Annotated in this window: 20 protein-coding genes and 2 pseudogenes; 12 read left to right on the forward strand and 10 right to left on the reverse strand. The window is 62.2% G+C overall.

Features of this window, described 5'->3' with window-relative positions:
* Positions 1-7 precede the first annotated feature (7 nt).
* The 3 genes and pseudogenes from FIU28_RS07230 (at position 8) to FIU28_RS07240 (ending at position 3,197) form a co-directional block, all read left to right on the forward strand.
* On the forward strand, positions 8-1,264 hold the full coding sequence (locus FIU28_RS07230) for a P-loop NTPase (protein WP_143572297.1): 1,257 nt from the start codon (positions 8-10) through the stop codon (positions 1,262-1,264).
* A complete protein-coding gene (locus tag FIU28_RS07235; protein WP_143572298.1) occupies positions 1,257-1,883 on the forward strand; it encodes a NifU family protein in 627 nt (208 codons plus the stop codon). Before FIU28_RS07230 ends, FIU28_RS07235 begins: the two co-directional genes overlap by 8 nt.
* 576 nt (positions 1,884-2,459) lie before the next feature.
* Positions 2,460-3,197, forward strand: a pseudogene (locus FIU28_RS07240) (hypothetical protein).
* 61 nt (positions 3,198-3,258) lie between these two features.
* On the opposite strand, the gene istB reads toward FIU28_RS07240, so the two are convergent.
* Both istB and istA read right to left on the reverse strand, forming a co-directional pair.
* On the reverse strand, positions 3,259-4,053 hold the full coding sequence (istB, locus tag FIU28_RS07245; RefSeq protein WP_143571963.1) for an IS21-like element helper ATPase IstB: 795 nt from the start codon (positions 4,051-4,053) through the stop codon (positions 3,259-3,261).
* Positions 4,050-5,549 (reverse strand): IS21 family transposase, encoded by a 1,500-nt coding sequence (istA, locus tag FIU28_RS07250; protein WP_143572299.1) that lies wholly within the window; start codon positions 5,547-5,549, stop codon positions 4,050-4,052. The genes istB and istA overlap by 4 nt, the downstream gene beginning before the upstream one ends.
* Positions 5,550-5,652: 103 nt before the next feature.
* Here istA and FIU28_RS07255 point away from each other — a divergent pair.
* Positions 5,653-7,413: pseudogene (locus tag FIU28_RS07255) on the forward strand (GH36-type glycosyl hydrolase domain-containing protein); the annotation flags it as partial.
* 356 nt (positions 7,414-7,769) lie between these two features.
* Positions 7,770-9,776 (forward strand): DUF6538 domain-containing protein, encoded by a 2,007-nt coding sequence (locus tag FIU28_RS07260; protein WP_143572301.1) that lies wholly within the window; start codon positions 7,770-7,772, stop codon positions 9,774-9,776.
* Between the two features lie 560 nt (positions 9,777-10,336).
* On the opposite strand, the gene FIU28_RS07265 is transcribed toward FIU28_RS07260, so the two are convergent.
* From FIU28_RS07265 to FIU28_RS07280, 4 genes are all read right to left on the reverse strand, one after another.
* The gene (locus FIU28_RS07265; RefSeq protein WP_143572302.1) at positions 10,337-12,634 is read right to left on the reverse strand and encodes an AAA family ATPase; all 2,298 of its coding nucleotides are present in this window, start codon (positions 12,632-12,634) and stop codon (positions 10,337-10,339) included.
* A gap of 316 nt (positions 12,635-12,950) precedes the next feature.
* Positions 12,951-13,472, reverse strand: a complete 522-nt coding sequence (locus FIU28_RS07270; protein ID WP_143572303.1) for a hypothetical protein — start codon at positions 13,470-13,472, stop codon at positions 12,951-12,953.
* Positions 13,473-13,638: 166 nt separating this feature from the next.
* Positions 13,639-14,214 (reverse strand): hypothetical protein, encoded by a 576-nt coding sequence (locus tag FIU28_RS07275; RefSeq protein ID WP_143572304.1) that lies wholly within the window; start codon positions 14,212-14,214, stop codon positions 13,639-13,641.
* On the reverse strand, positions 14,214-14,540 hold the full coding sequence (locus FIU28_RS07280) for a hypothetical protein (protein ID WP_143572305.1): 327 nt from the start codon (positions 14,538-14,540) through the stop codon (positions 14,214-14,216). Before FIU28_RS07280 ends, FIU28_RS07275 begins: the two co-directional genes overlap by 1 nt.
* Before the next feature lie 118 nt (positions 14,541-14,658).
* Here FIU28_RS07280 and FIU28_RS07285 point away from each other — a divergent pair, with 118 nt between their 5' ends.
* Positions 14,659-14,946 carry a transcriptional regulator gene (locus FIU28_RS07285; RefSeq protein WP_143572306.1) on the forward strand — a complete coding sequence of 96 codons (288 nt, stop codon included), beginning with the start codon at positions 14,659-14,661 and terminating at the stop codon, positions 14,944-14,946.
* Between the two features lie 153 nt (positions 14,947-15,099).
* Here the strand turns inward: FIU28_RS07285 and FIU28_RS07290 are convergent, their stop codons facing one another.
* The 3 genes from FIU28_RS07290 to FIU28_RS07300 all read right to left on the reverse strand — a co-directional run bounded on the left by FIU28_RS07290 (position 15,100) and on the right by FIU28_RS07300 (position 17,582).
* On the reverse strand, positions 15,100-15,333 hold the full coding sequence (locus FIU28_RS07290) for a hypothetical protein (RefSeq protein WP_143572307.1): 234 nt from the start codon (positions 15,331-15,333) through the stop codon (positions 15,100-15,102).
* Between the two features lie 80 nt (positions 15,334-15,413).
* Positions 15,414-16,568 carry a serine hydrolase domain-containing protein gene (locus FIU28_RS07295; RefSeq protein WP_143572308.1) on the reverse strand — a complete coding sequence of 385 codons (1,155 nt, stop codon included), beginning with the start codon at positions 16,566-16,568 and terminating at the stop codon, positions 15,414-15,416.
* A gap of 24 nt (positions 16,569-16,592) precedes the next feature.
* Positions 16,593-17,582 (reverse strand): Bug family tripartite tricarboxylate transporter substrate binding protein, encoded by a 990-nt coding sequence (locus FIU28_RS07300; RefSeq protein WP_143572309.1) that lies wholly within the window; start codon positions 17,580-17,582, stop codon positions 16,593-16,595.
* A 388-nt stretch (positions 17,583-17,970) separates the two neighbouring features.
* On the opposite strand from FIU28_RS07300, the gene FIU28_RS07305 reads away from it, so the two are divergent.
* The 6 genes from FIU28_RS07305 to FIU28_RS07330 all read left to right on the forward strand — a co-directional run bounded on the left by FIU28_RS07305 (position 17,971) and on the right by FIU28_RS07330 (position 24,141).
* Positions 17,971-18,765, forward strand: a complete 795-nt coding sequence (locus FIU28_RS07305) for an ABC transporter ATP-binding protein (RefSeq protein WP_246660902.1) — start codon at positions 17,971-17,973, stop codon at positions 18,763-18,765.
* Positions 18,762-19,628: an ABC transporter permease gene (locus FIU28_RS07310; RefSeq protein ID WP_143572311.1), complete on the forward strand. Its 867-nt coding sequence runs from the start codon at positions 18,762-18,764 to the stop codon at positions 19,626-19,628. The genes FIU28_RS07305 and FIU28_RS07310 overlap by 4 nt, the downstream gene beginning before the upstream one ends.
* 40 nt (positions 19,629-19,668) lie before the next feature.
* Positions 19,669-20,853, forward strand: coding sequence for an alpha/beta hydrolase family protein (locus FIU28_RS07315; protein WP_168202879.1), 1,185 nt, complete (start codon positions 19,669-19,671; stop codon positions 20,851-20,853).
* 2 nt (positions 20,854-20,855) lie between these two features.
* Positions 20,856-22,055 (forward strand): M24 family metallopeptidase, encoded by a 1,200-nt coding sequence (locus FIU28_RS07320; RefSeq protein ID WP_143572313.1) that lies wholly within the window; start codon positions 20,856-20,858, stop codon positions 22,053-22,055.
* Between the two features lie 80 nt (positions 22,056-22,135).
* A complete protein-coding gene (locus FIU28_RS07325; protein ID WP_168202880.1) occupies positions 22,136-23,170 on the forward strand; it encodes an ABC transporter substrate-binding protein in 1,035 nt (344 codons plus the stop codon).
* A complete protein-coding gene (locus FIU28_RS07330; protein ID WP_143572315.1) occupies positions 23,170-24,141 on the forward strand; it encodes an ornithine cyclodeaminase family protein in 972 nt (323 codons plus the stop codon). Before FIU28_RS07325 ends, FIU28_RS07330 begins: the two co-directional genes overlap by 1 nt.
* A 9-nt stretch (positions 24,142-24,150) precedes the next feature.
* On the opposite strand, the gene FIU28_RS07335 is transcribed toward FIU28_RS07330, so the two are convergent.
* Positions 24,151-25,083: a LysR family transcriptional regulator gene (locus FIU28_RS07335; RefSeq protein WP_143572316.1), complete on the reverse strand. Its 933-nt coding sequence runs from the start codon at positions 25,081-25,083 to the stop codon at positions 24,151-24,153.
* Between the last annotated feature and the right edge of the window lie 95 nt (positions 25,084-25,178).

Consider the following 25,178-nt stretch of genomic DNA (forward strand, 5'->3'; position numbering starts at 1 on the left):
CTGAGGAATGCAGACGACCGACCCGCACGACGACGACCAGCACGCGCCTGGCGCGTCGTCCCAAGCATCCGCCAGCCCAGAGAAGCTACCTGGGATCCGCCACGTCATCGCGGTCGGCAGCGGCAAGGGCGGCGTGGGCAAGTCCACGGTCAGCGTGAATCTCGCGTTCGCGCTCCAACAGATCGGGGGCAGGATCGGGCTCGTAGATGCGGACATCCTCGGCCCGAGCATCCCTGGCATGCTGGGGCTTCCGGTCGGTCAGCCGCCCACGACCACCCCGGACGGCAAGATCGTCCCCGCCGATCGCCACAACCTGAAAGTAATGTCGATGGGCATGCTGACGGGGGACGACAGCCCGGTCATCTTGCGCGGACCGATGGTGGGCAAGTACCTGAAGATGTTCATCGGTACCGTGCAGTGGGGACGCCTAGACTACTTGATTCTCGACCTCCCGCCCGGGACCGGTGACACCCAGCTGACGCTGGCGCAGAGCTACCCTTTGTCAGGTGCGATCATCGTGACAACGCCGCAGGACGTGAGCTTGAAGATCGCCCGTCGCGGTTTGCGGATGTTCGAGACCGTTCATGTCCCCATACTCGGCATCATTGAGAACATGAGCACCTTCACGTGTCCTCACTGCGGAAAGGGCACAGACGTGTTCCGCAGTGGCGGCGGTGAGCGGATGAGCAGGGAGCTCGGCGTGCCGTTCCTGGGCGCAATCCCCTTGGACGCAGACATCGTCATGGGCGGCGATAACGGCCGCCCGATTGTCCTGGAAAAGCCGAACTCAGTGGCTGCTATGGCTTACCAGGCAATCGCCACGGAATTGGCCGGCCACCTCCAGGGACTTCCAACCACGGGGCTGAAGCCGTTCGCGTGGACCTGGGAAACCGGCAAGGACGAGCCTCGCTGGGTCGAGAGTGCGATCCGACCATCGGGCTCGCGAACGACGGCGATTGGCTTCCGCCTGCGCGACACTCGCACGCTGTCCGTGCTCTGGGAAGACGGCCAGCGGAACGACTTCGACGTCCGGGACCTCCGATTGGCGTGCCGATGCGCCGTCTGTGTCGAAGAGATGAGCGGGCGCCCTCTCCTGGATCCAAAGAGCGTGCGACCGGACGTAACCCCCCGCACGATCACCAGCGTGGGCAACTACGCCATCACCATCAGCTGGAACGACGGTCACAGCACGGGGATCTACTCGTTCGAGCACCTGCGGGCCTTCGGTGAACGCGGTGCAGCCAGGGTTGTGGAAGATGTCTGAGGTCCTATCCATAGACCCGACGACCACCGTCCGCGCCGAGACATCACAGGCCGACCCCGACACGTGCAAGTTTACGGTCAGCCGGACAGTGCATCCGGGTGGCCCGTTCTTTTTCGACAGCAAGGATCGGGCATCCGGCTCGCCCCTCGTCGAGCGACTCTTCGCCCTTCCGGGCGTTTGCCATGTGCTCGTGGCCGAGACCGTGGTGACGGTTGGAAAGGACCCGAGTGTCGCGTGGTCGGCGCTGAAATCGGCAATCGGCGCGGCCATCCGGACGCAGCTGCTCACAGGTGTGCCCGCGATCTTCGAGGCTCCTCGCACCGCAGGTGCGCGGGGCCGAACCGACGACGAGATTCGTGCGTGCGTTCAAGAACTCCTGGATCGCGAAGTGAATCGTTCGATCGCAAACCATGGCGGGAAGATCTCAATCGTCGACGTTCGGTACGGCAACCTCTTCATTGCGATGAGCGGAGGCTGCCAAGGTTGCGCTGCCTCTTCCGTCACCTTGCGACAGGGGTTCGAGGTCATGGTGCGCAGGGTGGCACCGGAGATTGTCGACATCGTGGACACGACGGACCACGCGGCCGGCGAGAAACCCTTCTACCAGCGCACGGTTTAGGAGACGTCGATGGTAAAGCGAGACATGGGGACAAGAACCATGACCAATTCCGAGATGTAGGATCGGCAACATCATGTTCGAGCAGCTTGATGCGCGAGGGCCGCGTCTTGTCGCGCAGAAGGCCAATGAGACCTTCCTCGGCGAAGCGCTCTTACCAGCGCCAGACGCAGAGGCTCGATCAGCAACGGAACAATCATACCGTGGCCCGGGCCTCGGACTCGATCTCGATGGGCCTCATCTTCGACGACCGAGGCAACCGGATGACGTCAATGTATGCGGTCAAGAAAGGCGTTCGTTACCGTTACTATGTGTCATCCGCCCTGAGCGGTGGCCCGGTGGTTGCCGCGAACGCCCAAGGTGCGCCGACGACGACGATGAGGCCCTTGCCAGGGCGAGAGGACTGAGATGAGCGGGTCGGAGGTCGAGCGCGAAAATATCGTGACGGATGCGCTGTCGGCGGACCCCGGCCTTGAAATCGTTTGAACCCGCTTGTGAGCATCCTCGGGAGCATACCTGGCGCCCGCCCGCAGGATGGTGCCAGCAGCGCTGCATCCGAAGCGTATTGCTCCGCCGACGATGCCCTCGACGGAGGCCTTACCGTCATCGAAGGATCTTGAGTTCTTCAATGGACTTGATGGATTTTCTGATCAGGGACGGGAATATGTCACCATCCTTACGCCGGGCCAATCGACGCCGGCGCCCTGGATCAATGTTATCGCCAATCCCACCTTCGGATTCCAGGTGGGAACCGAAGGTGGCGGCAGTACCTGGTCGGTCAACAGCCGGGAAAACCAGCTGACGCCGTGGTCGAACGATCCTGTGACCGATCGGTCGGGCGAGGCGTTTTATCTTCGCGACAACGAGACCGGCGAACTCTGGAGCGCCGCTGCGTTGCCGATCCGGACCGAGGGCGTAACATATGTTGCACGTCATGGCCATGGATTCAGTCGATTCACACATACGGGCCGGGACATCGCAGTCGATCTGGTGCAATTCGTGCCGTTGGTCGATCCGATCAAGATCTCGCGCCTCAAGCTTCACAATCAATCGGGCCGCGCGCGAGACCTCTGTGTTGCGGCCTATGTGGAATGAGTTCTTGGCCCCTCGCGCCAGGCGTCTGCGGCATTTGTCGCAACGGAGATCGATGTTGCGACCGGCGCAATGTTCGCGCGAAATCCCTGGATCGCTGCTTTCGGATCGCGGATCGCCTTCGCTGACTTGGGCGGCCGGCAGACAGGCTGGACCGGCGATCGCCACGAATTCATCGGTCGCATGTCAACGCCGGAGAGATTTTACAGCGGCTGGCCGGAGTAAAAGTGCAGCACGGACGCAAGCAAGAAGGCCCCCGATCGGGGGCCTTCTTGCTTGTCGCGTTTCATTCCTGAGGGGCTGCGTCCGACGGCGGTTCTGACCGCGCTCGGCGTGACCGGCGTCTGGAGTCGGCGAGCCTGAAGCTGTCGCCGTTCATCTCGAGAATATGGACGTGATGCGTGAGGCGGTCGAGGAGCGCGCCGGTGAGCCGCTCTGAGCCGAACACGGACGTCCACTCGTCGAACGGCAGATTGCTCGTGACCAACGTGCTGCCTCGCTCGTAGCGCTGGCTGAAGACCTCGAACAGCAGCTCGGCCCCGGTCACAGAGAGTGGTACATAGCCGAGTTCGTCGATGATCAGCAGCTTGTAGCCGGCGAGCTGACGCTGAAGACGCAGTAGCCGTTTTTCGTCGCGCGCTTCGAGCAGTTCGTGGACCAGAGCCGACGCCGTGATGAAGCCAACCGATAGACCCTTCTGGCAGGCCGCCAAGCCGAGCCCGAGCGCGATGTGGCTCTTGCCCGTGCCGCTGTTGCCGACAGCAATGATGTTTTCGCGCCGCTCGACGTAGTCGGAGCGCGCCAGTTCCAGCACCAACATCTTGTTTAGCGATGGCAACGCCAGGAAGTCGAAGCTGTCGAGGCTTTTAACGGTCGGGAACCGCGCCACCTTGATCCGGCGCTCCACCATACGTCGCTCGCGATCAATCATCTCCATCTCGGCCAGCCGCATCAGGTAACGCGGATGGTCGACGCCTTCAGCCGCACACAGCCGGGCGACCTTGTCGTACTCTCGCAGGAACGTCGGCAGCTTCAACGCCTTCAGATGGTGGGCGAGCAGGATCTGCGGTGTGTCGGTCATGTCGCCACTCCGGCCAACAGATCCATGTACGACCGCGCCGATGTTGTCGCGACCGTCGCTTTGGGCAAATACGGATAGATCGTCATGTCGAGGCGTGGCGGACGCCGCTCGATACGGCACAGCACCAGATGCTTCACGGCATCGAAGCCGACCGCACCGCGCGCGATGGCGTCGCGCACGGCGGCGGCCACGTCGTCAACCTTGAACACCTCCATCAGCCGCAGCACCTGCACAAACTCGCGCTTGCCGGACCTGCCCATACGGGCCTCCAGCAGGCGGCGCAGCGTCGCGAACTCCTCGGGCAACTTCCAATCGGCGAGCGGGGCTGCCTGGTCGAGCGCATTGATTTTCTGCTCGATGAGCGCCAGGTAGTGCAGCGGATTGAACACGAAGTCCTCGCGCGCGTAGGAGCGGGGATGGCGCGCAATCACCTCGGCTCCGCAGGCGATGATGACCTCGTGCACGTAGCCACGGACCAGAACCTTCTGGTGCCCATAGGCCGTCGGCACCGAGTAGTCATTCAGCCGATAGCGCACCAGCGAGAGCGAGTTGACGCTGCCCGGCTTCTTGTCGCAAGCGTCGTAGGGTGCCGGCAGCGGCTTCTGGAACGCGGCGAGATCGTGCTGCAGCCGCTCGCCAATCGTGCCGTCATGGCCGCGCAGCCGGTCCGCAAGGCGCTTCCGGCACCCAATTAGAAGATGCCCGTTCAAGGCCTCGAAGTCAGCGAATACGGGGATCGGCACCAGGAAGTTCCGCCGCGCATACCCCACAAGCCCCTCGACCTTGCCCTTGTCGTTACCCTTGCCAGGGCGGCCAAACCGATCCGTGAACAGGTAATGCGATTGCAGCTCGCTGAACACGCGCGTGCGCTGACGCTTGCCATCGCCGAGAATGCGGGCAACCGCGATCCTGGTGTTGTCATAGAGAATCGACTGCGGCACGCCGTCGAAGAACGCGAATGCTCGCACGTGCCCGTCGCAGAACGCTTCCGTCGTCTCCGCCGGATAGCCCACCACGAAGATCGCGTCGGAGTGCGGCAAATCCATCGCGAAGAAGTGGATCTTGCACTCGACGCCGCCGATGACGCCGATCGCTTCGCCGAAGTCGGCCTGGGCATGCCCTGGCGGATGTGCAAGCGGCACGAACATCTCCTGCGTCCGCTGGCGCCAGCCGGCAACGTAGTCCTTCACGATCGTGATTTTGCCCGTAAATCCGTGCTCGTCGAAGAGCCGCTCGAAAATCCGCTTGGACGTATGCCGCTGCTTCTTCGGCCGGTCCTTGTCGGTCGCCAAAATCGCATCAATAATACCGCTGAACTCGTCGAGCTTCGGCCGCAACGGTGGCTTCCTGCGCACGTATCCGGGCGGCACCGAAAACTTCAGCATCTTCGAGACCGTCCTGGCGTTGATGCCGAACCGATCTGCCGCAGCGCGCTCGCTGATCCCCTCGATCAGAACGGCGTGCCGGACCCGCGCGTAAAGCTCCACTGTCTTCATCCCCCGCCCCCTGCCGTTCCAGACAAAGGACTCTAACTGCCGCAGTTTTACTCCGGCGCAGCCAAACAAATCGGCCGCTTCAGTGAGGCAGTATTGCTCCGGCTTTCACAGTCGCAACGGGACGCTTGCTAATCCTGCTGGATTGCGTGTCGGAACACCATTGTCCAAAAGCACAGGAGCCGGGCTCGATCCGTGCAGCGCGCTGACCACGACGATCAAGCTTGCCCCGGGGGAAAGTATCGAGCTCGTCGCCTTTATCGGCCAGGCGGCGAGTGCGGAGGATGCGCGAACCCTGATCGAACGTTACCGAGTGGCCGACCTGGACGCCGTGCAGTCCGAAATTGTCCAATATTGGGATGATTTCCTCGGCGCCGTTCAAGTCAAAACGCCCGATCGCTCAATGGATATCATGCTGAACGGCTGGCTTCTTTATCAAACGCTTGCCTGCCGCATCTGGGCGCGATCGGCATTCTATCAATCCAGCGGTGCTTACGGGTTTCGTGACCAGCTTCAGGATGGCACCGCGCTCGTCGCGGCACGCCCTGCGATGACGCGAGAACACTTACTACGCGCAGCCTCACGACAATTCGTTGAAGGCGACGTCCAACATTGGTGGCTGCCCCATTCCGGCCAAGGCGTGCGGACCCGCATTTCCGACGACCGTGCGTGGTTGGCTTACATCACCGCGCACTACGTCGAAGGCAGCGGCGATACCGCTGTATTGGATGCGATGGTGCCTTTCCTGGAAGGCCAGACGCTCGCTGCACGTGAACACGACAGCTTCTTTCTGCCAACGGTCTCGGATGAGGTCGCCACTGTCTTTGAACACTGCGCCCGTGCACTCGACCAGAGCCTTGCCCTGGGTGGACATGGCCTACCGCTAATCGGAACTGGCGACTGGAACGACGGAATGAATCGCGTCGGTGAAGCAGGCAAGGGCGAGAGCGTCTGGCTGGGCTGGTTGTTGTATGCGACGTTGAATGCATTTGCTCCCTTGGCCGATGCCCGCGGTGAAACTGGCCGCGCCTCTGTCTGGCGAGCCCATGCTATGGCCCTGCAGTCATCGCTCGAACGTGAGGCATGGGACGGCGACTGGTATCGGCGCGGTTGGTTCGACGATGGCACGCCTTTGGGATCGGCAGCGAGCGATGAATGTCAGATCGATTCGATCGCCCAGTCATGGGCAGTCATCTCGGGCGCGGCCGATTCCGAACGTGCTGCGCGAGCGATGATGGCAGTTGAGCGAGAGTTGGTCCGTGTGCGGGATGGCATCGCGCTGCTGTTCAGGCCTCCGTTTGACAAGACCTCGCTCGATCCGGGTTACATAAAGGGGTATCCGCCGGGCATTCGCGAGAATGGCGGCCAATACACACACGCGGCGCTTTGGTCCGTCATGGCTTTGGCGAAACTGGGCGAGGGCGACAAGGCGGCGAGTCTGTTTTCGCTTCTCAATCCGATCAATCACGCACGCGCCCCAGCCGCTGCGCATCGCTACAAGGTCGAGCCCTACGTTGTCGCAGCAGATGTCTACGCGGTAGAGCCGCATGTCGGGCGCGGCGGGTGGACATGGTACACCGGCTCCGCGGGATGGATGCAGCGTGCCGGTATTGAGAGCATTCTTGGCTTGCGCATCATTGGGACCTCGCTGCACTTAGATCCTTGCATTCCGAAGATCTGGCCGCGGTTTGAAATCACGCTTCGATACCGAACCGCCCGCTACGACATTTTTATTGAAAATCCGTCCGGCGTCAGCCGGGGCGTCGTCCGTGCGGAGCTTGAAGGTGCCGCCTTACAGCCGCGCCCGGAGGGGATACCTTTAGTTGACGACGGCGCGATCCATCGGCTGCGGATCGTACTTGGATAGGGCTGAAAATTTGCCGCTAGAGCATAAATCATTTTCGGAGATGAAATTCCCTGTTATCGAATAGAAATTCCCTGTTCTTTGAAATATGTTGCCTGTTAATTTGAGTAGGGAATTGCGAGAGAATCCGCTGCGGCGCAGTGGTTTCGTGCTCCAGACTCGGCGCTTGGAGCCTCGGAACCGCAAATTTCCCTGTAAAATTCCCTGTTAGCTGGGAATTTCAGTGGAGACGGGTGCGATCAGTACTGCGTCGCCAGCCAGGCCGCCCTGCTGACATGAAATCATTGATGAAATCGGCCTGGCTGGGGCGCTGATGCACAGCGCTGCGACACGTCGCTGCTGCACGGGTGTTGCGCTCAATGGGTTTCCACATCTTTCGGAGGCAAGCCACCTACTATTGGAGACGTCGGACACCTGCCGTTCTTGTCAATTGCCTGGTTCGCCCGCATGTTTTTCTAAGCCTGAAAACCACGAGCCGCGCCACCGCCCGTCGCTTGGCGGCCCAGCTCGATCTCGTCCTGGAAGACGCCGCGATGCTCGCAGACGCCGCTGAAATTCATCTGTCACGGTCTCAAATCGACGCCATGCTCCATGCCGTCGTCGATGCGCATCTGGTCAAATTGGAACGGGTGGCGCTGGCCGACAAAAGTGGGCCGGGGTTCGATCTGGAACGGTCGAAGCGCGACGACAAGAGGGCATTCTGGACCTACACGTTGCTGGACGCCCAGGGCGTTACCGCCGTCGTCAGAGACGAGGATCGCTTGCGGATGTCCGCGGACGGTCTCTCCGAAGCCGACATCGAGGCGGTCATTGACCATCTGGCCCTGCTGCGCATCAATGAAATGATCCCGACCAAGCACCACATCCTGCAGCGGATGCTGCAAGCCGTGGCGGCGCGGCCGACTGCGATGAACATTGATGTCGCGCAAGGGACGTACCTGCGCGGGATAGCGTTGGCATTGGCCGAGATCGATCGCCGCTACGGGGGAGTACGGGTCGAGGATCAAGGTTTGGTGGATCGCATGATGGCGGCCCGAAACGATCCACCAAAGGCGCCTTGGGCGGCCGCAGCTCCGGTGGTGGATCGTCTCGCCGACCCTCTTTCCGAGGATCGTGCCTCGACTGTTCCTCAATTTGTTCCTTTCAGCGATTTCACGCAATTTGCGGAGAGCGTCATCGCGCAGAACTCCAATGACAGTCATTGGGACGAAAAGACCCAGAGGCAGGCGAAAAGCATCTCGAACCTGTTCGTCAAGTTCATCGTGCAGGATCAGTGCATTCTTGACGTGAACTTGCTGCTCCAGAAGCATGTCGGTGCATTTGTCGACTTCCTGCGCCATGACATCTATGTCCATTACGGCAAGTCGGTGCGCGACGAGAGGGCGACCATTCAGGAGCTTCGCGACAAAGGAAAGTCGGTCGCAGAGGAAAAGCGCGGCATCGGGGCAGATACGCTGAACCGACATCTGACGTTCCTTGATCAAATATTCGGCCACGGTAGTGCGCGCGGCATCAAAAGCTTCGATTCGATCAATCTGAAAAAACTTCGTGGCAAAGCGCAAAAGAAGGACGCAAAACGTGCCCGCAATGCCAGAGCCAAATTGCCGATTGAGAGTGCACGAGCGATTTTTCGCACGCCACCGTTCACCAATTGCGCCGGCTGGGACGATCTCGACGCGCCGGGTGAAGCAGGCGCGAGCCAGATATTTCACTGCGCGTTGTATTTCGTTCCGATCCTGATCTACTACTTGGGTGCTCGGCGAGAGGAGCTGTGCGGCGCAATGGTGGACGACGTTATTCTTGATCGTGAGGAATGCCGTCCGTACATCTACATCGCGGCCAACGACCAGCGACGCATCAAGAATGTCCAGTCCGAACGACACTTGCCCCTTCATCCTGAGTTGGTCCGATTGGGCTTCCTCGATTACGTCAGGACGATCAAGGCGCTTGGCTATAAGTTGCTGTTCCCCGATTTATTTTCTCCCAGCAGCCGCTCTCCGCTGGGAAATCGTTTTTACAAGCAATTCAGACCGATCCTCACGTCAGCCGGTATCACGGAAGAGGGGTTGGGCGCTCACGCCGTGCGGCACCTCTTCAACGCTCAGCTAAAGAAGAAGATGTTGACGGAAGAGGATCGCGCAGACCTGATGGGGCACGGTGGCAACAGCGAAACGAGCGAACGCTACTGCGAAGCCCATGAGCTCGATACGCTATTCGAGTTCATCATGAAGCTTCCCGTGATCACCGATCATCTCGAGCATCAGGCCATAAATCTGATGCCGTGGATTGTGAGAAAAGAGGTTGCGCCGTTTTCGCAGCCATCACGTTCAAAGCCCCCGCACCATCTTGCTCGCGCCACACAATGACCAATCCATAAAATCGATTCGTGGGACGGGGCGCCTTGACCGACACACTTAAACAAAAACCGGCCTCCACCGAGCTGACAGGCGGTGCGGGCTTCACCTACGAAGACACGGTCGTCGCCTATTACCTCGCGCATCTGCTTCGGCACGAGCGCGCGGCAGGCCAGCCTGGCATTGTGATCAGCGTCGCGGTTCAGCAGCAGGGCCACGGCCATCCCATGGATGATGTGATAGTCGGTCTCGACGACGCGGGGGTAACCGCGCTCCCAGCGGATAATAGTCGGGCTGCGATTGCCGAACGGGGAGTATGCACACCTAGCGCGATGGGACCCCAGATCAATCTTCGTCATTGTCCAGTAACGAAGCCGACAAGCCTCTATCCCACTTCGGAGCCAGCTCCACACGGTGGGAGAGCCAGCCGGTCCCGGCGTTCGTAGCGACGCCGTGGTAAGCGGCCGGGCGGCTAAAATCCTGCGGCCGTCGTGACGAGGCTCATCAGCTCGTGTGCCCCTTCCATCCGAACGGCACTAGCCGGCCGCAGATCCGGTCGCACGGATACTGTCTCATCGCAGGCTGCTCGGCGGCAACGTCCGAGCATCACGGTCGACGGCCCGTCCATACTCCGCCAACAGCCGCGCGACTTCTGCACCGCCGATCCTGCCTTTCACAAGGAGGACTTCCGACACCGCCTGCAGCGCGTCCTGGTGTTTCCGGAGAAGAGTGTGGCAGGCCTCCGACGCCTTTGTCAGAACCTCGTTGGCCGCGAGCCGCACCTCCGAGTATGCCAGCAGTTCCTCGGTGCGCTCGCGCGACGCCAAGTAGAGCAGGGGGCGAGACCCGGCCAATCCGAACGACCCAACCATCGCGGCGGCGGCCGATCCGGCCACTTCGAGGTCGGATCCGGGCCCGCCACCAGCGCCATGACTAGCCTGTGATAGCAGCAAGGCTTCTGCAGTTCGTCCGGCCAGAAGAACCTGCAAACGGCGGAAGTAGTCGTCGTAGGTCCCTGCCACTTCGGCACGCTCGGTCCTCGTTACCCTGCCGCCAGTACCTTGTGAGGGCGTGATGGTCGCATGAATGCCGGCAGCCCCGTTGAAGAGCACGTCGAGCAAGATGTGTCCGGCTTCGTGGACGGCAGCACGGCGGCGAAGCAGCTCCGGCCTGTCATCGGCGCCCTTGACGACGCCGCTTAGGTCGCCCAGTGAAAGCGGCCGGCCGCCGTCGTTGCGCGCCACGCGGCGGGCATCGGCCACGATGCGCTCGACGTCGGCCCCAACGCCGCCGAGTGACAGTTCACAGATCTCGGTCAGGTCGGCGTTTTCAAGATCGCCGCCGAGCCTCACGCGAAACATTTTCTCGAGGTCGGAGAGGCCGGGAAGGCCGATCTCGATCACGGGGTTCAGACGGCCGGCGCGCACCAAGGCGGGGTCGCAGCGACGGATGTCATTGCAGGCGGCGATGAAAACGAGTCCTTCCTTTTCGCCCAGACCATCGATGAGCTCGAGCATCGCATTGACCACCTCAATTTGATAGTCCGCATGCGAGTGCGTCAACTTTCCACGATTGGGAAAAGAATCAAATTCGTCGATGAAGAGAATGCAGCCTCCGTGTGTAGCTGCAAGGTTCCTCGCTTTTTCGAAGTCCTGTCTCATAGCTCTCAGAAGGTGCCCTAAGTGTCCCTCCCCCGAGGCTTGCCAACCTGACAGGCTGGCTGTGACGATAGGCAACTTCGCCGCTTGGGAGAAGACCAGGGCGAATGTGGTCTTCCCCGTCCCGGCCGGGCCGTTCAGCGCCGCGGACGTGGTCGCCAGACTCCAGGAAATTTCGTTTCGCCTCCATGCCGCGATGTCGGCGATGGCCGCGTGCGCCCAGGTAACGGCGGCGTCCATGCCGTGCAGCTGGTCGAGCCGCAGGTCGCGCGACTTGCGCGGCGCTGTTTTTCCGGCGGCCAGATCGGTCAAGCGTAGCAGGCAGTCGGCCGGCTTGCGGTCGAAGCGGACGGCAATCGCCAGTTCGCTCAATCCGGTGTGCGCGACGGTCGCCGCGTCGGGAGTCCTTCGGCACTTCGTCGCCGTGACCACTTCGATCGTCCGGACGATCGCAGTCGCGTCAAGCGAGGGAATCGCGATCCTGTCGGTGGCGGCGAGCAGAAGCTCGGCCGGCAGATGGGCTTCGGCGCGCGGCGAGAAGGCGAACACCGGCACGGCGATGGACAGGGCGTCCAACGCCGTCCGTCGCATGTCGTCGGCATCTTTCGGCTTCGCAGGCATCTTGGCGACGACGAAAACGGCATCGTATTGACCGTGACGAAGCGTTCCGCCCCCGCTGAACTTCGCGCAGATCGCGGCCGGCGGGAGGACTACGTCCTTCCACACCCGCTCGATTCGCCCGAGCACGTCGGGATCGGGCACGTCGATGATCACGACCGGCGCTGCGGTCCGGATGGCGCCCGCGAGCCCGTCCCGGCGATCAATCTGCCTGGCAAGGAGGAGCCGGACCGCGATGTCGACCGCCGTCACTGCTTCGATCTTGTCGTTCTTGCCGGCGTCAAAGCTGTCGTCGTCGTCCTCATGTGAACGCCGTCGCAGCGCTGCCAGCCCGTTGAATCCCTTCACCGGCGGAGCGGCGACCGGAGCATCGAGCTGCTCGCCTCGCAGCGCCTTCGCAGTGGCCATGTTCTTGCGATAGGCCCGGGAAGCATCGACCGCGCGGCGGTGGACCTCGGCTTCGACGGGTCCCATGACCGGGCACGTGCCGACTAAGTCCATCGCGGCGGTCTGTTCGGCCGGGGCACCACGCGACCCGCCGCCGCGCGCGGCCTTGCCCTTATTCTTCTTCGTCTTCGGTTGCTTGTTATTCACGGGGACAGTCCTGTCTGATGGCGGTCGCTAGGGCGGATGCACCTGCGGATCCCGGGCTATGGCGAAGGGCTTCGTGGGTCGGGGCATCGGTCTTTCCATGGTGGTGGTGGTGGTTGTGGTAGTCATGTCGGTGGTGACGGCCCGCTAGGGTGGATGCACTTGGAACGTGAGGAGTATGGCGAGGCGGTTCGTGGGCTCAGTCATCGGCGATCTCCATGACGAAGGCGGGGTGGAGGCTAGTGCTATCGCGCGGGTAGCTCGGGCATGGCCGCGGTGCTGTAGAACTGGGCATGGAGACCAGACATGACCTGGACCCTCACGTCAGATTCTCACCGTCGCCGTGGCTGCGCCTGAGGCGCTCGTCGAGCTCCGGCCAGGCGTCGCGGAAATTGTGCGCGAGCCACGACGTGGCGAAGCGGCGGCGGTCTACGCGGTCGATCGGCATCCGCCTGATGAGATTGGAGAGTACCAGCGCGGCGCCGGAGCTTCCGCGCAGCACGTTGTGCAGAAGCACCGTCATCGTGAGGTCGGTACGGATCGTGATCTGGTCCGGGATGTCCATGTTGAGCGCCAAATTGATGGCGCTGGCCGGGTCTCCAGCGATCGCGAGGCGCCAGATCTCCATGGTGGACGAGGTGCGGCGCATGCACTCGTTGACGGCGGCGCGGTGATCCCGATGGAAGCGGTGTGCAGGCACGGAGCGCCACAACAGATGAGCGTGTTCCCAGTCAGACGGCTTCTCGCCGAGAAAGTGCGCATCGATCGAACGCGGTTTGGACATCTCCAGAGCGCGGGCGATGCCGCGGGCGGGTTTCGCTTTTTTCTCGTCGGTACGCATGGTCATAGCTCTCCGTTCGCGCCGAAGGGCGCGCTGTGTCCGTTCCAGGCCGTATTGTTCAGTTTGGTTGGTGGAGGGAGCGCTTACTCAGAAGCGCTCCCCGTGCCTCGCCAAGCCGGGCCAATGCCCTGCCTCGCCGGGCCACGCCCCGCCGAGCTGCAAATTTCTATTCCTTGCGTTCTTCGGCGAGATATGTGCCGAAGGTCGGTCTCCAGTCCCCGAGACCTTTCGTGAAGCCCGCCGTCATGAAGGTGTCGAGAACCTCGGCGCGGTTCAGGAGCGTCGGGAGGAAGAGCACGTCGAACTCGACGGCCCAGGTATCGAAGCGGGCGCGCGTCCGAATCGTGCGGGCGCGTCCCACCCGTACCGTCGTCCGGAACACGAAGCGGTCGTCGCAGCCGAGTTCGTCGAGGTCACGCGGACCTTCGTATTCCAGGAAGGCCGGCCGTTCGATCTGGATGCCTGCCGAGGCCTCTTGCCCCTTGTTGCTGGCCCTCGCGGCCAACTGGAACGTCTTCAGGAGAGCTTCCGCCGGAATGCACGGGCGGCCTTCGTACAGCCACAAGCCGCCGTGCCATTCGATCCGCGAAATCTCAAGATGATCGGCGGTGGTCTTGCTGCGCTTGGACGTGATCTTCGTGAGCCGCGCTCGGATCGGGTCGAGCGGATCGGCTAGGCGGGAGGAGTGCATCAGAAGCGGGCGGGTGCCGGTCAGACGCATGTGGACCTTCTCGGCGTTCATCACGCCACCTCCATGCGCGTCGGATCGACCAGCGGAGCGTCGATGCGGATCGGCCTCACATCGGCACGCAGCGGCTCGAGCAGCGCGTAGTGGCGGGCTCGCAAGAACGACGTCACTTCGCGGTGGCAGGCGGAGCACAGCGTCGTCAGGTCACCGTCACGCTCGCACCCGAGACGGTCGTAGACGCGGTGATGCGATTCCAGTGTGGCACCTTCGTCGGCCTTCGCTGGGCAGAGGCGGCACTCGAACCGCGCAGCCTGGAATTCACGGAGCCGGGCGGGATTGGTCCGCCAAGCGTTGCTCTGGATGTACTCGCGGTAGGTCATGTTGGTCCCTTTCGTCGAGGATCAACATGCCCTCTCGTAGGCGGGCAGTCAATTTAATCTTCTCAAAATGGGAAGGATAATTTTTGCTAACCTTAACGTTTCGCTTTAGAACGGACACATGAACGAACCTTCGATACCGCCAGACACCTTCATTTCGGCAGCCATGATCCGCGCTGCGCGGGGGCTGTTGAACCTCTCCCAGACCGCTCTCGGCGAGTGTCTGTTGCCCAAGTTGTCCCGACGTACGATTTCCAAGATCGAAACCGATGCACCCGGACGCCCGGATGAGCGGCGGCGAAACGTACTCAAGGCAATCCGGGAAGCGCTTGAAGGCAAGGGGATCGAGTTTCTATTCGGCGATGCCGACTTCGTCGAAGGCGTCAGGCTTCGCCGCGGGTTCAATTAACGTACGCCGTCACGGGAGTGACTTCGATCTGGCGGCAGCCTAGTTACAGCCACGTCGAGGAAGTTTGACGCCGTTGCGGCCGCGCGGTCGGCTCTTTCCCGGGAACTGCCAGACCTCACGATGCAGGCCGATGTGCGTCCTTAGCGACCTATATTATCGCGGGGCGCCGTCGCGATGGTCGGGACGGTGTTCCGCCGCCGTGACCAGCGATGCCTGCAGGATCGCCAGAGAAGGAGTCACGCTGATTACCGACGCTTCCAATGCCAGCAGGCCGGCGACGTCGTCTTTGCGACGCCGACTTATTCGGCGTCTGGTTGCCGCTGCTACGTGCGACATGCAGCATTCTTTCGCCAAATCGCCGATGAAATAATGGGCCGGTTTGATCACCGATGGCCAGCCGGTCTCCGATCGGCCGGTTATGGCGCAAAGCGGCCGTTGCCAACTTGCAATGGTCTTACGCGGCGGCCTCACAACCAGCTTGGAGCAGGTCCACCACCGGCGGCGACCGAAACGGAGGCGCCGCGGGGGCCGATGCCCGGGCCTTCGCGCTGAAGATTGGTGCAATAGGCGAAGGACATGTTGCGGTCGCGGTCGCACCAGGCGAAAGCGCCACCGGTGCCGGTGTGGCCAAACGCTTTCGGATTAGACCCCATTGGCGCCGTCTCCGGCTCATTGTGCATGAAGCCGTACCCCATGCGCAGCCGCCGCCGCGTCATGATACAATCGTTGTCCCAGACCAGTTGCGACGCGCGCTCGACGGCCTCGGCCGAGAGCAGCCGGACGCCATCGATTTCGCCGTCGCCGGCCAGCATGGCATAGACCCGAGCGATGGCGCGTGCATTGCCGTGGCCGCCGAACGAAGGCATTTCAATCTCGCGCAGCTCGCGGATGTTTTGAAAGTAGCCTTTCGGCCCCGATCTGAACGCGCGCGACAGCGGGGTGGTGGGATCTCCGGCAATCTGGAAGAAGCCGTTCTTCGGGTTCTCGTGCATATCGGAGACGCGCGCTATTTCGTCAGGTTGCAGGCCGATCTGATAATCAACGCCGAGTGGGCGTGTGACCTCCTCGCGCCAGAACTTGCCGATGCTTTTGCCCGTGGTGCGGCGGACCAGCTCACCGAGCAGGAATCCGATATTGACGGAGTTATAGGCGCCGCCGGTGCCGGGCTGCCATGCCGGCTCCTGCACCTCCAGCGCCTTGACATGGGCATTCCAGTCGAACCAGGAACCTGCGGGCGCAGCGTCGGAAAAGATCACGCCGTCGGTGTGCGACAGCACATGACGCACCAGCACGGCTTCCTTTCCAGCTTGCGCGAATTCCGGCCAGTAGTTGGCAACCGGTTCATCGAAGCCGATCACGCCCCGGTCAATCAGCATATGGACGCAAAGCGCCGACATGCTCTTCGACACGGAGTTCATGATCACGATCGTATCCTTGTCCCACGGCAGCTGCTTCTGCCGGTCGACGTAGCCGCCCCACAGGTCGACGACCTTTTCGCCATCCTTGTAGACGCAGACCGACGAGCCGATCTCGCCGCGGTGCTCGAAATTGTCTTCGAAGGCGCGGCGCACCGCTGCGAAGTCGGGATTGCACGTCCCTTCAATTCGAATTTGATCAGACATCAGGCGCCTCGCTCGTTCTGGAGATCAGTTGCCGCTGGTGGCGAGCTTCTCGCTCGCGACCACGTCTTTCCAGCGGGCAAACTCGGCTTTCACCAACACATTCGCGGCCTCCGACGAAAGCTGGTCGTCGGGAAAGGCCTCCACACCGTTCTGGGTATAGATGGCCTTCACCTTCGGATCGGCCAGCGTTTCGCGCAGCGCGCGATTGAGGCGCTCAACGATCGGCTTCGGCGTGCCGGCTGGCGCGAACAATGCCTGCCAAAACTGGATTTCGAGCTTCGGATAGCCGGCTTCGCCGAAGGTCGGAACGTCCGGCTGCGGAGGATGGCGGCGCGGTGCGCCGAAGCCGAACGCCCGGATCTTGCCGGCCTCGATCAGAGGAGCCGCTGTCGACGGGGCGGCCCAGACCAGGTCGGCATGTCCGCCGACAATGTCGTTCATCGCCTGGCCGCCGCCGCGATAGCTGATGAGCGTTGCGTCGGCGCCGGCCGCCTTCGAAAACAGCACGGCCTGCAAATGCGCCACGCTGCCGATCCCCGGATGCGCGAATTTCACTGGCTTGCCCGGCCCCTTCATCCACGTCACGAGCTCGCTGACGGTCTTGGCCGGGATGTCCGGGCGGCCGACGAGGAACGAGTACGACACGTTGACCATACCGATCGCCGTGAGATCCTTCAGCACGTCGATCGATGCGCTGGGGTTGAGCAGTGCCGATATCAACAGGCCGTTCTGGTTGATCAGCAATGTGTAGCCATCAGGTGCAGCGCGGGCGGCGCGTGTGGTTCCCGCAAGACCGCCGGCCCCTGCGACATTTTCGATGACGATGGTCTGGCCAAGCGACTGCGACAGGCGATCGCTGATCGACCGAATGGCAATGTCGCTCGGCCCGCCTGCTGCATAAGGCGAGATCACGGTGATCGGGCGCGTCGGATAATCCTGCGCCGGAGCTGATCCCGCGCCAAGCATCAGCGTAAGCCCCAACACGCCGGTCATCCAACCCGATCGTTTGCGCATTTCGTTTCCTCTCGTTTTTCAGTCGCGGCGCCAGCGCTGTTTTGTTTTCTGCTGCACTGCATCACGCATGTGCGAACTTGCGTTCACGCTGCAGTGCAGTTGCACCGCTAGCATGTTTCAGATTCATTCCGCCGATACTTTTTTGAGATCGATTGCTTTCAATAATTGTATTGGATTGGCGTCGAGCCGTGCTCCTAGTGTCGAGGCAATGAGCTCACCGGCCGCCGGACTTCACGCCATGCTTCAGCGTATCGCTGTTCCATCTAAGCGGCCGATCGCGACATGCCATCGGCGCTCAAATAGTTGAAAGAAGCACGCTGTGACCCTTCATTTGCGAGCCAAAGGATCCACCATGCCGACGACCGGGACCAAGCCTTCGGCCCGTCCGATGATCCGCATCGATCATGTCGACAAGGTATTCACTACGGTCGCGAACGAACGGATCACGGCGCTTAGCGATATCTCGATGGACGTTGCCGAGGGTGAGTTCATCACCATCGTAGGGCCGTCCGGCTGCGGCAAGAGCACGCTGTTGAAGATCATGGCCGGACTGCAACCGGCGACGTCAGGTGCGGTCGAAATCGACGGCTCGCCGGTCACATCGCCTCGCCGCGATATCGGCGTCATGTTCCAGAACCCCATCCTGTTTCCGTGGCGCAGTGTAATCCAGAACGTCATGCTGCCGGCGGAAGTGCAGGGGATGGACATGACGGCCGCGCGCGTGCGGGCGAAGATGCTGCTGGAAATGGTCGGCCTAGCCGAATTCGAGAATAAATATCCCAAGGAACTGTCGGGCGGCATGCAGCAGCGCGCCGCCATTAGTCGAGCGCTGCTGAACGATCCACGCACCCTGTTGATGGACGAACCATTCGGCGCACTCGACGCGATGACGCGCGAGCAGATGAATCTCGAACTGCAGCGAATCTGGGGCGAGAGTCGCAAGACCGTCGTGCTCATCACGCATTCGATTGCGGAGGCCGTCTTCCTCGCCGATCGCGTGCTCGTGCTGAGCGCGCGTCCAGGCCGCATCGCGCGGATCATCGATGTCCACATTCCACGGCCTCGCGCCATGGCCGTTCTCAGCGATCCGGAATTCGGCCGGATCTGCGGCGACATCCGCCAACTGCTTTACGGCCTTGAAGGCGGTGTCGATCTGTCCGCCACGACGGGAGGACTCTCATGACCGCCACCGACTTGCCGACCCACGTCGTCACCCCGGTCAGGCTCGTCTCCCGCGCGAAGATGATGGCCGCCCAGCGCCCCGAATTAATCATTGCGCCGGTATCACTGGTGCTGCTGCTGCTTGGCTGGGAGTGGAGCGTCAATGCCTTCGACGTGCCGAGCTACATTCTGCCGCCGCCAAGCCAGATCTGGACCGCGCTGGTGCGGGGCCTGAATTATGGCCTGAACGATCGCGGCGGATATTGGCTGCACGCACGGGTGACGCTGACGCAGGTGCTGCTCGGGTTCTTCTTCGGCAGCGGCGCCGGGCTGTTGCTTGGCACCATCATCAGCCAGTTCCGGTTGCTCGAGGCGACGCTGCGCGTTTATCTGATCGCGATCCAAAGCCTGCCAAAGATCGCCTTGGCGCCGATTGTGGTGATGTGGTTCGGCTTTGGCGTGACGTCGAAGGTTGTGATCATCGCCCTGCTGACTTTCTTTCCGCTACTGGTCACTAGCCTCGCCGGTTTCCGCGCCGTCGACCGCGAGCGGCTTGAGCTGATGAGGGCCCTCGGCGCCGGCTCATGGATGATTTTCTGGAAAGTTCGCGTGCCGTCCGCGCTTCCGTTTATTTTCGCCGGCCTGGAGATGGCATCGGTGTTTTCCATCGTCGGCGCCGTGGTCGGCGAGTTCGTCGGGGCTCAGCAGGGCTTGGGCACGCTGATCCTGTCGATGACGGCGCAGATGGACATGTCGGGTACCTTCTCGGTTTTCATCATTCTGTCGCTGATCGGCATCGGCATGCATGCCGGTCTGCGCGCGATCCAGAAGCGCGTGCTGTTCTGGTCGGAGACCGAAGCCACGGACGTCACGCCGGGCGCGTGACGTCGGGAAAATCAACAAGAAAACAATCTAGGGAATGTCCATGCTGCAAAACGATCCGGCCTTTCTGTTCTTTCCCGAGAGTTATCGGTGGTCGACCGGGCTGTTGCTCTGTCTCGGTGGCGCGCCATGGGGTGGCGCGGAGATCAACGAAGTCCATCGCGTCGGCACGGCCCTGCGCGACAAGGTTGGCGACGACCAGGCCTGGTTCGACGAATGGACCAGGATGGGCGAGAAGGTCGAGGCGCGCGGCCGGGCGGCCATGGCGCGCGGAAAGACCGTCACAGCCATCTCTTGCCTGCTGCGTGCCAGCCATTATTACCAGACCGGCGAGCGTTTCCTGCATCCGAAGTCGGAGCGCGGCTCCAAGATTTATCATCGATCGGTGCAGGCTTTTCGCGACGCGGCCGGCATGATGACGCGTCCACGGATCGAATTCGTCGAGGTGCCCTATGAAGGCAAGTCGCTGCCCGCGATCCTGGTTCATCCGGATCAGGACGTGGCCCGGGGCAAGCCGGCACCGGCGATGGTGTTCTTCGACGGCTTCGACGTCACCAAGGAGTTGCAGTATTTCTTCGGCGTTGCCGATCTCGCGGCGCAAGGCGTCGGCTGTCTGATCGTCGATGGCCCCGGCAACGGCGAGAGCGTGCGTTTCCGTGACCTGCCGCTGATTGCCGAAACCGAACGTTACGGGACGGCGGCCTACGAGTATCTGGCCGCCCGGCCGGAATTCGATGCCAAGCGGATCGGCGTGATGGCGATCAGCCTGGGTGGCTATTACGCGCCGCGCGCAGCCTCGCTGGAACCGCGCTACGCCGCGTGCATCGCCTGGGGCGCGCAGTGGGATTATCACGACACCTGGAAGCGCCGGTTCGAACTGCTCGACTCCGGCAAGCTGCCGTCGCTGTCGGTGCCGCCGGAGCATCTCGCCTGGGTGATGGGCACGCAGACGCGCGACGAGGCGATGCAGAAGCTGGAAGGCTTCAAGCTCGACGGCATCGTTCAGAAGATGCGGTGCCCATTCCTGATGCTGCACGGTGCGCACGACCAGCAAATCCCGCTCGAGCTGGCTCAGAAATGCTTCGACGCCGTGGGGTCGGAAAACAAGACCATGATGGTGTTCAAAGCCGAGGAGGGCGGCCACCATCATTGCCAGGTCGATGATCTCTCGCTGGGCGTCTACTCCATGTGGGACTGGGTCACCGACGTGCTCAGGCCGGGCACCTGAACATGACCGCCGACGCGATCTTTCCGCGCTTCAGCGACGCCGAGTACCGCCGTCGCTATGCGGCGGTGCGAGCGGAGATGGCGAAGCGCGGCATCGATGCAGTGATCGCCGCGGGCGACTCGGCGTTCCGGTTTTCGAACCACGCCAACGTACAATGGCTGACCAATTGGCTCGATCCCTATGCCGCTTATGCGGTAATCACGCTGGAGCAGGATCCCATCCTGGTGATTTCCAATCCGCTGTACCTGCACACGGCGCGGCGGGCCTCGGTCGCGACGGAGATCCACGGCGTCTATACGCCCGGCAAGACGATGGGCGAGCGCCTGACTGAACTTGGTCTCGGGAGCGGTACGATTGGCCTAGCCGGCGTCCGTAACGTTGGACGAGCGTCGATGGCATTCGAGCATCAACGCGATCTGACGGCTGCGATGCCGAACGCCCTCTTCGTCGACGCGCTGGACGTCATGCAGGAGGCGCGGCGGATCAAGAGCGCGGAGGAGATCGGCTGGTTCGAGAAAGGTGCGGAGTATACCGATCGAGCAGTAATGGCCATTGACGGCAGCCTGCGCGAGGACATGCCGGAGTTCGAGCTCTCGGCGCGCATCCAGGAATCGTTCCTCGACGATGGCGGCTCGCTGATGTTTCATTTTCTCGGCGCAACGCCGATGACGGCGCCCGAGCTGATCTTTCCCTGGCAGTACCCCTCGACGCGCCGGACCCGCGCCGGCGATGTTCTCCTGACCGAGATCAGCGTCGGCCATTGGGGATATGCCGGGCAGGTGCAGCGCGCCTATACCGTGAACGCGGCCCCGACTGCCGCCTTCCAGCGCCTGCATGACACCGCCGTCGAGTGCTATCAGCGCATATTCGAGGCTTTGAAGCCGGGAGCATCGGAACGCGACATTCTGGACGCGGCGCGCTTCGTTGAGCGACAGGGCTACAAGACGCTCGACGTCCTGATCCACGGCTGGGGTATCACCATTGAGCCGCCGCGCGCTGATCTGTCCTGCGCCATGATCAAGCGCGAGTGCCTGCCGTTCACCGTCGAGGAAGGCATGCTGTTCGTCATCCAGCCGCATATCGTCTCAGGTGACGAGACCTGCGGCGTCCAGGTCGGCAATCTCGTTTGCGTCGACGGCGACGGAGCGCGGTCGCTGCAGAAGGCGCCCATGGATTTTTTCAGATCGCGAAGCGCATCCTAGAAGAAACACAAAAGCTGCCGGAGGATTCCATGCTGACGAGACGTGCTTTTACCGCTTCACTGGCTTCGGTCGGTGTTACCATGTTGTCGGTTCATCAGAGCCGCGGTCAGAGTCTGCCGACCATCCGCCTCGGCAATGCCGCCGGAATCGTCGACCCCCAGCTCATCTTCATGACGATGGGCCAGCACCCCAAGATCGACTATTACAAACAGGAAGGCTGCGCGCTCGACATCATCAACATGAGCGGCTCGGGCCAGACCATGCAGGCGATCATCGCTGGCCATGTGGAGACCTCGTCGCTCGCTCCGATCGCCTATCTTCCGGTCTTTGCCAAAAATCCCAATGTGGACGTGGTCTACGTCTATGCTTGGCTGCGTTCGCCGCATTGGGGCGTTGCCGTCAAGCCGGACAGTGCGATCAAATCTCTGCAGGACCTCAAGGGCAAGAATATCGGTATCCGCAACAAGGGCGATACCGGCTATTTCGGCGCCGTCGGCATGCTGAAGGAAATCGGCATCGACCCCGACAAGGACGTCGAGTGGATCTCGGTCGATCAGGGCGGCCCGGCCGGCGATGCGCTGTATCGCGGTCGCGTCGACGCCATGGCGTTCTGGGACGGCGGTTTCGCGCGCATGGAGACCGCGGGCTTCAAGCTCCGTTATCTGCCGAACTCGCCGGGAATGCAGCAGTTGTTCGGGCAGGCCTATTGCGTCCGCCGCTCGGACTTCAAGAAGAATCGTGACGTCTATGTTCGCTTCTTTCGCGCCATGGCGAAGTCGACGGTGTTCGCTTATGCCGACACCGATCTGGCCATCAAGCTGCACTGGGACCTCTATCCGGAGACCAAGCCCAAGGGTAAGACCGACCAGGAAGCGATGGCCGAGGCACGTGTGGTGGTGAACAGCCGCCGCGAAAAGTGGATGCCGGCGCCGTGGCAGGCCGACAAACGCTTCGGCGCGATGAATGCCGACGAGTGGCGAGCCCAACTCAAGTTTCTCGGACTCGAAGGCACGGTCCCCAGCGTCGATCCGATCTTCACCGCCGACATCCTCGACGACGTCAACAATTTCGACCGCGACAAGGTGCTGGCGCTGGTCAAGACGCTGAGCAGTTGATGACAATGCCGCTGTTTCTCGACGAGGCTGCCATCGCGCCATTGATCGACATGGCCGACGCCGTCGATTGTCTGGAACAGGCGTTCAAACGCTGGCGCGATCCGGGGGTCGTCAACATGGTCCGGTCCCGCGCGCGGCCGCCGCACGGCGTGCTCAATCTGATGGGCGCAGTCGACGGGCCTGCGGGGGTGTACGGCTACAAGTCGTATTTCGCCGCGGCGGCATCGGTGCGCTTCCACATCGCGCTGCATTCCGTGGCGGACGGCCGCCTGCTCGTCCTGATGGAATCCTCGCTGTTCAGCCAGGTTCGCACCGGCGCCGCCAGTGGACTCGCGACAAAACTCCTTGCGCGCCCGAACGCTTCCACGCTTGCACTGATCGGGACAGGACGTCAGGCGACGGCGCAGGCGGAAGCCGTCTGCGCCGTGCGGCCGATCAAAAGGGTCAACGTCAGTGGCCGCGATCCGGCGCGTGCTGCCGCCTTCGCCGAACGTCTTCGGCGACTGTTGCAGATCGACGTGGTCGTTGCCTCCGATGCACGCGCCGCCGTGGAAGATGCAGACGTTGTCGGCACGATCACTCGTTCCTCGACGCCGGTGATCGCGGCATCGTGGCTGAAGCCGGGTGCTCACGTGAACGCGGCCGGCGCCAACACGTCCGATCGTCGCGAGATCGATCCGGCGACGCTCAAGCGGGCGGCCGTCCTGGTGACCGACGATCGCGCGCAAGCCCGCGTTGAGGCTGCCGAACTGATGGATCTGCATGCAGCCGGCGAGATGTCCTGGAATGATGTGGTCGAGCTTGGCGACCTGCTGAGCAGCCCGGTTTGCTGGACACGCCGCTCCGCCGATGACGTCACCGTCTTCAAATCACTCGGCATCGCCTTCGAGGATGTCGCTTATGCCAACCACCTGTATCTGCGCGGCCTGGCTGCGGGCCTGTGGCGGGCGGAGGACTTCCGCACCACCTGACGGCGTTCGTCACGACGCGCGCCGGACGTGATGGTCGGCGCCGAACGCGCCCGACGCCAGCAGCTTGCGCATCTCCTGCTCGGTCAGGTCTATCATGCAGCGTACCGCCGGCGTGAGCGGCCGATCGTTTCGCCATGCCAGAACGCGGGTGAGACTCCACCCGTCGACCTGGCACAGCGAAACCGTATTCGTCACATGGCTCGGCGATACCGCACTGTAGGGAAGCAACGCATAGCCGAGTCCGGCCTGAACGAAGCTGTGCTGCAGCCGCATGCTTTCCGTCTCGGCCACGATCCTGAGCTGTCCGCCGTGCTGGTCGACGAAATTGTCGAGCCAGCCGCGCACCGTACTCGGCGGCGTGGTCAGCACCAGCGGCCGTCTGACCACGTCCTCCACGCTGCAGCTTGATCCCTCGGCGAACTCGCCCGGCGGGCCGACAAGATAGACCGCTTCGCCAACGAAGCTGTGCAGGTCGAAGTTGCGCACATCTGCCAGGCGCCCGTTCGGAAGGACGGCAAGGTCGATCTCGTTGCTGTTGAGCCAGTCGGCAAGATGGCCGACGCCTTCGTAGAAGCGTAGCCGCACGTCGGGATAAAGCGAAAGATAGAGTTTCGACAACCGGCAGAACAGCACGCTGGCAATCGACGGCGGTGCGCCGAAGGCGACTGTGCCGCGTGGGATCGTTCCCTCCGCCATCACGTCGGCGCGGGCCTGTTCGGTCTGCCGAAGAATGAAGCGCGCGCGTTCTAGCAGCAGGGCTCCGGCCGCAGTCGGCGTGATTCCGTCGCTGTGCCGATGGAATAACTCCACGCCGAGTTCGGTCTCCAGCATCTTGATTTGGCGGGTCAGCGCCGGCTGGGCGATCCGCAGGCAATCGGAGGCGCGACGATAGCTGCCGAGTTCGGCAATCTTCGAAAAATATTCGAGCTGCTTACTGTTCACGCGAGCATTTCCCCTGCGTGGCGAGTTGGTCCCGCCGATACCGTTTTTGTATCGGCTGCATCTAATAATGATATTTGAAGATGATCAAGTGGCCT

The sequence above is a fragment of the Tardiphaga sp. vice154 genome (assembly GCF_007018645.1).
GTDB lineage: Bacteria > Pseudomonadota > Alphaproteobacteria > Rhizobiales > Xanthobacteraceae > Tardiphaga.

Bases quoted from the DNA above. Each gene is read 5' to 3' on its own strand.
- FIU28_RS07230 (WP_143572297.1), top strand. From the start codon at position 8: ATGCAGACGACCGACCCGCACGACGACGACCAGCACGCGCCTGGCGCG.
- FIU28_RS07235 (WP_143572298.1), top strand. From the start codon at position 1,257: ATGTCTGAGGTCCTATCCATAGACCCGACGACCACCGTCCGCGCCGAG.
- istB (WP_143571963.1), bottom strand. From the start codon at position 4,053: ATGACCGACACACCGCAGATCCTGCTCGCCCACCATCTGAAGGCGTTG.
- istA (WP_143572299.1), bottom strand. From the start codon at position 5,549: ATGAAGACAGTGGAGCTTTACGCGCGGGTCCGGCACGCCGTTCTGATC.
- FIU28_RS07260 (WP_143572301.1), top strand. From the start codon at position 7,770: ATGGGTTTCCACATCTTTCGGAGGCAAGCCACCTACTATTGGAGACGT.
- FIU28_RS07270 (WP_143572303.1), bottom strand. From the start codon at position 13,472: ATGCGTACCGACGAGAAAAAAGCGAAACCCGCCCGCGGCATCGCCCGC.
- FIU28_RS07275 (WP_143572304.1), bottom strand. From the start codon at position 14,214: ATGAACGCCGAGAAGGTCCACATGCGTCTGACCGGCACCCGCCCGCTT.
- FIU28_RS07280 (WP_143572305.1), bottom strand. From the start codon at position 14,540: ATGACCTACCGCGAGTACATCCAGAGCAACGCTTGGCGGACCAATCCC.
- FIU28_RS07285 (WP_143572306.1), top strand. From the start codon at position 14,659: ATGAACGAACCTTCGATACCGCCAGACACCTTCATTTCGGCAGCCATG.
- FIU28_RS07295 (WP_143572308.1), bottom strand. From the start codon at position 16,568: ATGTCTGATCAAATTCGAATTGAAGGGACGTGCAATCCCGACTTCGCA.
- FIU28_RS07300 (WP_143572309.1), bottom strand. From the start codon at position 17,582: ATGCGCAAACGATCGGGTTGGATGACCGGCGTGTTGGGGCTTACGCTG.
- FIU28_RS07305 (WP_246660902.1), top strand. From the start codon at position 17,971: ATGATCCGCATCGATCATGTCGACAAGGTATTCACTACGGTCGCGAAC.
- FIU28_RS07310 (WP_143572311.1), top strand. From the start codon at position 18,762: ATGACCGCCACCGACTTGCCGACCCACGTCGTCACCCCGGTCAGGCTC.
- FIU28_RS07315 (WP_168202879.1), top strand. From the start codon at position 19,669: ATGCTGCAAAACGATCCGGCCTTTCTGTTCTTTCCCGAGAGTTATCGG.
- FIU28_RS07320 (WP_143572313.1), top strand. From the start codon at position 20,856: ATGACCGCCGACGCGATCTTTCCGCGCTTCAGCGACGCCGAGTACCGC.
- FIU28_RS07325 (WP_168202880.1), top strand. From the start codon at position 22,136: ATGTTGTCGGTTCATCAGAGCCGCGGTCAGAGTCTGCCGACCATCCGC.
- FIU28_RS07330 (WP_143572315.1), top strand. From the start codon at position 23,170: ATGACAATGCCGCTGTTTCTCGACGAGGCTGCCATCGCGCCATTGATC.